At 57.9% G+C, this 8,090-nt stretch carries 6 protein-coding genes and 1 pseudogene; all 7 read right to left on the bottom strand.

Translation table 11 applies throughout. The annotated features are described in order from the left end of the window. Positions 1-3,893 (bottom strand): annotated as a pseudogene (locus tag D5269_RS19045) (hypothetical protein); the annotation flags it as partial. Next, a complete protein-coding gene (locus D5269_RS16215) occupies positions 3,821-4,183 on the bottom strand; it encodes a TnpV protein (RefSeq protein WP_166545225.1) in 363 nt (120 codons plus the stop codon). The pseudogene D5269_RS19045 and the gene D5269_RS16215, both read right to left, overlap by 73 nt. A gap of 1,025 nt (positions 4,184-5,208) precedes the next feature. Further along, on the bottom strand, positions 5,209-5,622 hold the full coding sequence (locus D5269_RS18380; protein ID WP_243126921.1) for a hypothetical protein: 414 nt from the start codon (positions 5,620-5,622) through the stop codon (positions 5,209-5,211). A gap of 72 nt (positions 5,623-5,694) precedes the next feature. Then, positions 5,695-5,970: a hypothetical protein gene (locus tag D5269_RS16225; protein ID WP_120486897.1), complete on the bottom strand. Its 276-nt coding sequence runs from the start codon at positions 5,968-5,970 to the stop codon at positions 5,695-5,697. Further along, positions 5,967-6,419 carry a DUF4316 domain-containing protein gene (locus D5269_RS16230; protein WP_120486898.1) on the bottom strand — a complete coding sequence of 151 codons (453 nt, stop codon included), beginning with the start codon at positions 6,417-6,419 and terminating at the stop codon, positions 5,967-5,969. The genes D5269_RS16225 and D5269_RS16230 overlap by 4 nt, the downstream gene beginning before the upstream one ends. Beyond that, on the bottom strand, positions 6,416-6,802 hold the full coding sequence (locus D5269_RS18685; protein ID WP_120486899.1) for a helix-turn-helix transcriptional regulator: 387 nt from the start codon (positions 6,800-6,802) through the stop codon (positions 6,416-6,418). Before D5269_RS18685 ends, D5269_RS16230 begins: the two co-directional genes overlap by 4 nt. Further along, positions 6,777-8,090: DNA topoisomerase (locus tag D5269_RS16240; protein ID WP_243126922.1), on the bottom strand; the 1,314-nt coding region annotated here is incomplete at its 5' end. The genes D5269_RS18685 and D5269_RS16240, both read right to left, overlap by 26 nt.

Consider the following 8,090-nt stretch of genomic DNA (forward strand, 5'->3'; position numbering starts at 1 on the left):
CCAAAGGGGACGTTGCCCACCGCCAGGTCAAAGAAATCGTCCGGGTGGTCGGTGCGCTCAAAGCCGTCTACCGTTATATCCGCCTTTTGGTAAAGCTGTTTTGCGATGCGCCCGGTCAGGTCGTCCAGTTCCACACCATATAACTTTGCCGCTGCCAGTTTTTCCGGCAGCATCCCGAAAAAGTTCCCGATGCCCATAGACGGCTCCAGAACCGTCCCCGGCGTAAAGTCCATCTGTTCCACCGCGTTGTAGATTGCCTGGATGACGGTGGGGCTGGTGTAGTGGGCATTGAGAACCGTGCTTTGTGCAGACTGGTACTCCGCAGGGGTGAGCAGTTCTTTCAGTTCGGCGTATTCCTTTGCCCACCTGGGGTCGTTTGGCTCAAAGGCGTGGGAAATGCCGCCCCAGCCCACATAGCGGGATAAAATGGTCTGTTCTTCCGGTGTGGCAAGGCGGTTTTCGGCTTCAATCTGTTTCAGGGTGCGGATGGCTTCCACGTTGTACTGGTACTTGGTTTTTTCGCCGCCCACGCCTAAGTTTTCATCGGTAATGTGGAAGTTATGGCGCTCCGGCTGGGAGCGCAGGGGCTGTAAAATAATCTCGCTGGGGAATACCCTGCCGCCTACTTCTTCCTGGGCGCGGCGGCGGGCCTGCTTCTGCGCCGGGGTTTCGGTAATCTGCCCGCCGTCAATCTCCATCGGCTCCGGCGCGGCTTCTGCCTGCTGTTCCAGCCGTCTTTCCGCTTCGGAGGATAGAGAAATCAGGTCGTTAAAATCAAGGGCTGTCAGTTCGTTGTCAATCAGTTCCCGCAGGCTGTCATAGTCCCGCCTTTCCACACATACGCCCTCTACAAGCTGGGTAACGCTGAAATGCACCAAATCCACATTGACCTGGATTTCCAGTTCCTCGTCTGTAATCGTGGTATAGGCAATCCCGATATGCTCCAAGTCGGAGAAATCCACATCATCGCTGCCGTATTCCGAATAGGCAAACTGTTCAATAAGCTGCTTTGCCGTGTCTAAATCGGAGGTTTGGGGCTGTTCCGGCTCCTGCGCTGGCTGGGGTTCTGTCTTGGCGGGCGCGTCCGGGTTCCGGGTAAAGGTCTGCTGTTCCCGTTCCTCCACAAACTGCCGCACAAAGGGGATGCTTTCGCTGCGGAAAATAGGGAACCAGCCCCGCAGTTCCATATCTTGCAGGCTGACGGTTCCGGCATTATAGTCCACGCTGTCAATCTTCATGCGCCGCCCGTCAATGGTCAGTTCCATGCCAATGGGGATATAATCCGCCGCGCTGCGATCCTTGATGATTTCATAGGGCGCATCCTTGCCGCGCTCTGCGTCAGGCCGCGCCAGCACCACGCTTTTGCCATGTTCCAGCAGCTTTTTAAGGACAGACTGCCAGCCAGCCGCGCCGGTGACGGAAACTGTACCCAAATCGGGGATTTCGCGGGTGACGGTTTTTCTTCCCAGGGCAGGCGCGGCTTCTTCTGCGTCCGTGCCGTAAAAGAGGATGGTTTCCCCCACCTGGACGCCTACCAATTTGTCAGGATATTGGGCTTTCAGGTTCAAATATTCCTCCACGTTGGGCGTAAGGTTCGGCTCGTCTGCGGCGGCTGTTTCAGGGGTTTCCTGCGTCTGCTCTGCACCCGCGTCGGTGGTTTTTTCGCCCTCCTCCGGCGTAGGGAATGGTACGATATTGCCGCCTGCGGTTTCCGGCTCCGAATTGTCCGCAGCAGGCGCGTCCTGCGCCTTTATCGGCTCTGGCTCTTGCTCCCTGGCCTGCTCCGGTTCCTGCATCCGTTCCGGCTTCTGCGGCGGGGTGGAAAATACCGGCGTGTCTTGTGTAGCGGAAACAGACATTTCACTGGTAGCGGCGATTTTCTGGATTTCTTCCCGGATTTCCTCCGGCAAATCCTTGTCATAAAAGGTTACAGTGCGGTCGGGGTCGATGTGGGCAACCGTCTTGTAGTCGCCGCGTACTTCCTCCAAACGGTTCCAGACCGTCAGGCCGTTGCCCATGTGTCCGTAGCCCAAGTCATACCGGGCGGCTGGGGGTTCCGGTTCCGTATTTGTGGCAGCTTCAGATATATCCGGCTCCGTGTTTGCGGCTGTTTCCGGTGTGGCTGGCTCTGCCTGCGGCTGTTGCAGTTCTGGTACAGTGGGCGCGGCGGGGTCAGACAGAAGCCCGAACATATCCAGGGTAAGCTGCTGTTCCTCATTTTCCTCCCGTGGGGCGGGCTTTTTCTTTCGTGAGAGGGCTTTTGCCGCCGCTGCAAGACTGCCGGCGGGTTCTTCCGTATGCCCGCCGGCGCTTTCCTTTTCTTTCTGTTTTTGCTCCTGCCTTTTCTGGCGTTCCTCCTGCAAGACAGCTTCGGGCAGAGGGGTGAACAAGGAATATTCGCCCCGCAGATACGCGCCCATATCCCGGAGTGACGGTTCCATCAGCTTGTAGGCGCGGTTGTCCGGGGATACCATTGCCAGCGCCTTGACCATCTGCTCGTAGTGCGCCGCGCATTGCTGCGGGTCGTCCAGAAGCGGTCGGAACATCTTTTTTGGCGCGTCTACGTCCCATTCGTGGGGGATTTTTTTGTCCGTGTCGTTAGGGTCGTAGTATTGGAACACATACAGGCTCCTGGCAAGCCGCATCTTTTCGTATTCCGGCAGATATGCCTTTTCCTTGCGGTTCAGATACCGGTCTGCTTTGATTAGTCCGGCAATCCGCTTTTGTACCTGCGTCCAGTTCAGCGTGACCGTATCGTAGTTGCCCTCAGAAAAATCGTCGGCGCGGGACAGCTTGATGCCCTTGCCGTCGTGCCATTCGTCAAACCCAATGTAGCCATGCCCGCCGATGCCGTATTCATTTTTCAGGAAAGCAATACATTCCTTTGCATCATGCCCCTGCATGAAGTAGGAGTAGATGCGGAATTTTCCCTCGGAAACACCGGAGCCGCCGGTGAGCTGGCGGGTGATTTCATCCTCGGTGACAAATGCGCCACGGGCAGGGGAGAAGCCCTCTACCGCCTGAAAAGCCGTCACCGGTTTATCTATATCGGTCAGGCGGGTATATAATTCATGGGGCGGTATCTGCTGGCGGAACCGTAACAGTTCCGGGTTCCGCTGATTGGCGTTTGCAAACTGCCAGACCTCCTGCGCGATTCTGGCGCGTTCTGACGGGTCTTTTAAGAGCGCGGCAATCTTTTTCGTGCTGTCCGGGAAACCGCCGTAGAGCGCGTCAATGGTGGGCATAAAGCCCTTTTCCCGCGCTTCGTCGCTGAAATTCTGGCGCAGATACCACAGCTTTTCAGACAGTTCCCGAAACTCGTTGTCCCGCGCCGCGTCGATTTTGTCCTGGCTGGCAAACTGGCCGTCTTTCAGAAGCTGGCCAATCTGCGCCGCTGCCTGCTTCCATGTGACGAGGGAACCGCCCCCGGCAGAACGCCCCGGCGCGATGTGGATGCCGCTCTGACTGAACCACAAAGAATACTCATGCCCCGCGATATTAAGCCCTTTGCCGCCGGTGCGGTATTCCTTTTGCAGAAAATCGGCGGCAAGCTGTTCCGGCGGGTCTTTCTGGAAAAAGGCCACGATACGCAAAATACTGTTCCGCTCATTGCCGCCGCTGGTGAGGGCGCGCCCGATAACGGCATCCGTCACTTTTCCGGCGGAAACTATGGGGCGGAGTTCCTGCTCGGTTTTCTGCACATGGGCAATGGTTTCAATCTGCTGTTCCACGGTGGGGAACAGGGAAAACTGCGTAAATACCGGCTCCGCAGACGCAGAAACGGCGGGCTGTTCGCCCGCCGCCTGCTGGTTTTCCTGATTTACTTGTACACGATCTCGTTCAGTACCATTTCCTCCGCCTGTGCGGTGAAGCTGTTGACCGCCTGCACCCATCCCATCTGGTCGCGGGCTTTCATCGCTTCGTCCACGCCGTTCTGTTTCTTCAAGTCTGCCACGATCCGGTCTATCTGTTCCTGCGCCTGCCGGTCGATTTCCCGCAAGTGGGGTTCCAGCCGCCCGGTCAGCAGCATCGAGGTGTACGTCCCCTTGTGCCGTTCCTGGAGAAAGGTCTGCCGCATCCGTCCGTACTTGCCCAGCGGCATTTCCTCCATCTCGTCCTCCCCGTCCATCATCAGGTCGGGAATCTGGTAATCGCCCATCTTCTTGTATGCCAGTTCTGCCATTTTCTATGCTCCTTTCTTCACTTTCGCGCTTTAACGTGCTAAATTCTTCCTTGCCTTTAGTATAACCGATCACCGGCTCTTTTGCAAGGGGTTTTTCCATATTTTTTTGATGGTTCCGCGCCTTTTCTTTCTCGGCTTGCAGGATGCCTTTTTTGACTTCCAGCAGCATATTCATGGACACTTCGCTGGCGGCGCTGCCTAAGTGGTGGAGGACGGCGGGGGTAGAAAATTCACTGATGCCGTCAAAATCTTCATCGTCCAGATAGTCGGCGGCATTAAGGCCGCAGCGGGTGAGGAGCGTGTACTGGACGCTGGCCGTTAAGAGGTTACGGAAACGCACTTCCAGGTTGAGGTCGTCCAGTTCCTCCAAAAGACTGCCCTGGGTGTCGTAGGCAAGGTCGGCCAAGAGTTCGGGGTACACTTCCTCTACCGCGTGTTTTGCCTGCTCCATCAGCGCTTGCCCGATGTCCCGGCTTTCCGTTTCGCCGTACCGTTTTGCGAGCGTATCCATGACGGCGGCATGGTGTTCGTCTTTCAGTTCCCAAAGATAGGGCATCCTTGCGCCCCGCACCGGGCGGGTGTCCGCCACATCAAACACATAGGTCAGGCGCGGGCGGATGCCGTCCTTGCGGATTAGGGCGATGCCCTTGGAGCCGGCCCTGACCCAGCGCCGCATATCCTCGTTCCACTGTTCCATGCTGGCGCAGGCGGTGGCGTCCGGGCGCTGGGCGTAAATCAGAAGCTGCTCGTCAAATGAATACTTATAGAGCCGCGATGCAGTAATAAGATAGCTTTTCCAGCCGTCTGCGTTCCTTGTGACCGCTTTGGCGGTCTGGTCTGCAAGCTGCGACACATATTGTAGCTTATTCGCCATGTTTCCCTCCTTTTTACAAAAATCGGGCAGGGGGAAACCCTGCCCGCCGCGCGGGGCGCACGCTGCGTCAGCAGCAATTACAACTGTGCGCCCCTGTGCATAATAAAAGCCCGGAACAGGTGCGTCCTGCTCCGGGTGTGGATGGTTGTCATTATGATTCTTCTTCGGGGAGTTCCCACGGGGAAAGCCCCATTTCTTCCCATGTTACGCCATAGGGTGCGCCGCCGGAAGTGTAGCCGGCGATAAAATAAAAGCGGTCGTCCGAATCCGGGAAACGGTCATAAAAGGCTTGCTGTTTCTTTGCCTCCCGTTCCCGCCGCAGATGTTCCTGGCGTTTCTGTTCCGCCTGCCGCTTCGCCGCTGCCTGCTCCGGGGTCAGTGCGCCGATTTCCTCTAAGTCATTCAGCGCGGTCGGCACATCCACCTTGAATTTTTCCCGGTAGGCGCGGACGAGGTGCGTCCCCGTATAGGAGGGGAGCCATTGCCGCGCCATGCGGATGCGGGCAGCGTGGCGCGCCGCCTTATTCTTTTGTTTGGCCCATTTCGGGGTGGTGCTGTTTTTCACGTTCTGTTTCCTCCGAGTTTTGCCCATTTGTCTGCTGGATTTGATTATACCACAGCAAGGCAGCGGGGACAATCAGCCGCCGTGCCTTTTCCCGTTCATCTTATCCAGCACCGCCCGCTGTGCGGGGGAAAGGACGCGGGGCGGGGTGATGCGTACCCATTTTTTCGGCAGTTCAAAGGAAAGCCCGCCATATCCGTTGTCCCCGGTCTGGCGCACTTGTCCGGGGTAAGCGGCGCACAGTTCGGAAAGCTGCCTGCAAAGGGCGGCATTGTGGGTGTAGATGCTTGCGGCGGCTTCTGCTTCGTTATACAGCACGATGGTTTCCCTCTCGGTTCCGGACAGCTTCATCGTTCCACCTCCTGCCCACGCTGGGGCTTCTCCGGCGCGTCCCGGTCTTTGGCGGCATCCTGCCGGCACTGGTTGAGGGTATCCAGCACAGAGGGCTTGGGAGGCGGCTCGTTGTTGATGATGCCATCAATCTGGTTATAGTTGCCCTCTGCGCTCATTTCAGCGGCGGCAAGGTAGTTTTCCGGGCGCACCTCCTGAAAGGCGCGGACTTTGCCGTCCTCCGCCAGAACCGGCACATAGAGCCGCCCGGTATGCAGGTATACCCCATCCAGCCCCGCGCCGCCTTTGTAGCGGCCTGCGCTGTCACGCTCGCACTCCAAAAGGGCGGTTCCGTCTGCCAGAAGATAGCCCGGCTCCGTGCGCCGGTAGAGCCAGCCATAGGGGACGCCAATCTGACGGATGGCGATTTCTCCCCCAATCAAAAGGTCTTTTTGTTCCTCTTTTTTCATTCCGTGTCCACCTCCCCCGCCGTGCTGACAGCGGCAGCCATTGCGTAAATGGCGTCGTCCAGCGCGTCCATGACTTCCTCCGGCTCGGTATCGGCCATTGCCAGCAGGGTTTCCACCGTTTCCTCGGACAAGCCCAGCCATGCCGCCACTTCCGGCACGTTGGGCAGGCTATGGCCGCTTTCAAAGAAGTAGGAGTAGGGCATCCCGAACCGTTTGGCGATCTCCTGAAGCTGGTACACATCCGGCGCGGCGGAGCCGTTCAGCCAGCGGTTGATCTCCGGCAGTTCCACGTTCAGGGCCTGCGCCAGTTCAGCGGCGTCCGTGCCGCTGATGGCCAGGAGGTTGTGCAGGTTGCGGTTAAATGCGTTCATGTTCTTTTCCATAAGCGTCAGTTTCCTTTCTTTTTGGGGTGTTGTTGTCAAATTCCAGCTTGAAGCGGACAAATTTCTCTCCGGTGTCCTCCATCACAACAGTCGCGTCATAGAGGACACCTTTTTTCTCAGAAAACAGGCCGGTCATAGCGACGTGCCCGTTTTTCAGCAGGGCGGCGGCAACCTTGCGGGTCAGTTCCTTGCGCTTTCCGGTGAAAAAGCGGTCGTTCTTCCAGAGGGCAAAGCCGCAGGGGGGCGTGGCGTTCCAGCCCTCGCAGAAGAAACTTTTTTTGCCCTCCACCACCTTTTTGCCGCAGCGGGGGCAGATGCCGATTACCGTGCGCCCGGATGCAGACAGGGCGGCGCTTGCCACGGTCACGCCATTGTAGCCTTTGATGAGTTTGGTGAGCATGGCGGAAATGCCCGCCATAAAGTCCTCCGGGGAGAGTTCGCCCCGCTCCACCGCGCCCAGCCGTTCCTCCCATTCAGCGGTCAGTTTTGCGGATTTCAGCGCATCGGGCATGACCCTGATAAGTTCCGTGCCTTTTTCCGTGGGGAGAAGCTGCTTTTTCTTCCGTTCCACAAAGCCGGAGCGCACCAGCTTTTCAATCACGCCGGCGCGGGTGGCCGGAGTGCCAAGCCCCTTGCGCTCTATGTCCTCTAATTTTGCGAAATCCTCCGCGCTGGCGTGTTCCATTGCGGAGAGAAGCGTATCCTCGGTAAAATGGGCCGGAGGGGAGGTCGCGCCCTCTTTGACAGACGCGCCCTCGGCGGTCAGCTTCTGGCCCTCGGTGAGCGCAGGCAGCGGCGGGGAGGGTTCGGACTGCTTCGGTTTCTTTTTCAGCGTGGCATGGAAAGCCTGCTCCATTGCCGTCCAGCCCGCCGCAGTTTCCGTCCGGCCTTTGGCGGAAAAGACAGAGCCGCCACATTCCAGCGTGACGGCAGTTTCGGCATAGGTATGGGCTTCGCCTACCGCGCACAGCAGGCGGGCGGCAACCAGAAAGAGGATGTTTTTCTCCCCGGAGGGCAGCGCAGATAAGTCGGTCTTTGCCGCTTCTGCCGTAGGCAGGATGGCATGGTGGTCGGTGACTTTGCTGTTGTCGATGACCTGCGCGGCATTTACCGGCAGGGGCAAATCTGCCGCAAAGGGCAGAGCCGCCGCCATAGACTGACATAATGAGGGCAGTCCTGATGCCATATCTTCGGTCAAGTACCGGCTGTCCGTGCGGGGGTAGGTCGCCAGCCGCTTTTCATAGAGGGCTTGCAGATAATCAAGGGTCTGCTGGGCGGTGTAGTCAAA

Origin of the sequence: Anaerotruncus sp. 1XD42-93 (assembly GCF_009917605.1) — a bacterium.
Taxonomy (GTDB): Bacteria; Bacillota; Clostridia; order Oscillospirales; family Ruminococcaceae; genus Anaerotruncus.

Excerpts from the sequence above, each read along its gene's own strand:
- D5269_RS16230 (WP_120486898.1), bottom strand. The coding sequence starts at position 6,419 with ATGAAAAAAGAGGAACAAAAAGACCTTTTGATTGGGGGAGAAATCGCC.
- D5269_RS16215 (WP_166545225.1), bottom strand. The coding sequence starts at position 4,183 with ATGGCAGAACTGGCATACAAGAAGATGGGCGATTACCAGATTCCCGAC.
- D5269_RS16225 (WP_120486897.1), bottom strand. The coding sequence starts at position 5,970 with ATGAAGCTGTCCGGAACCGAGAGGGAAACCATCGTGCTGTATAACGAA.
- D5269_RS18685 (WP_120486899.1), bottom strand. The coding sequence starts at position 6,802 with ATGGAAAAGAACATGAACGCATTTAACCGCAACCTGCACAACCTCCTG.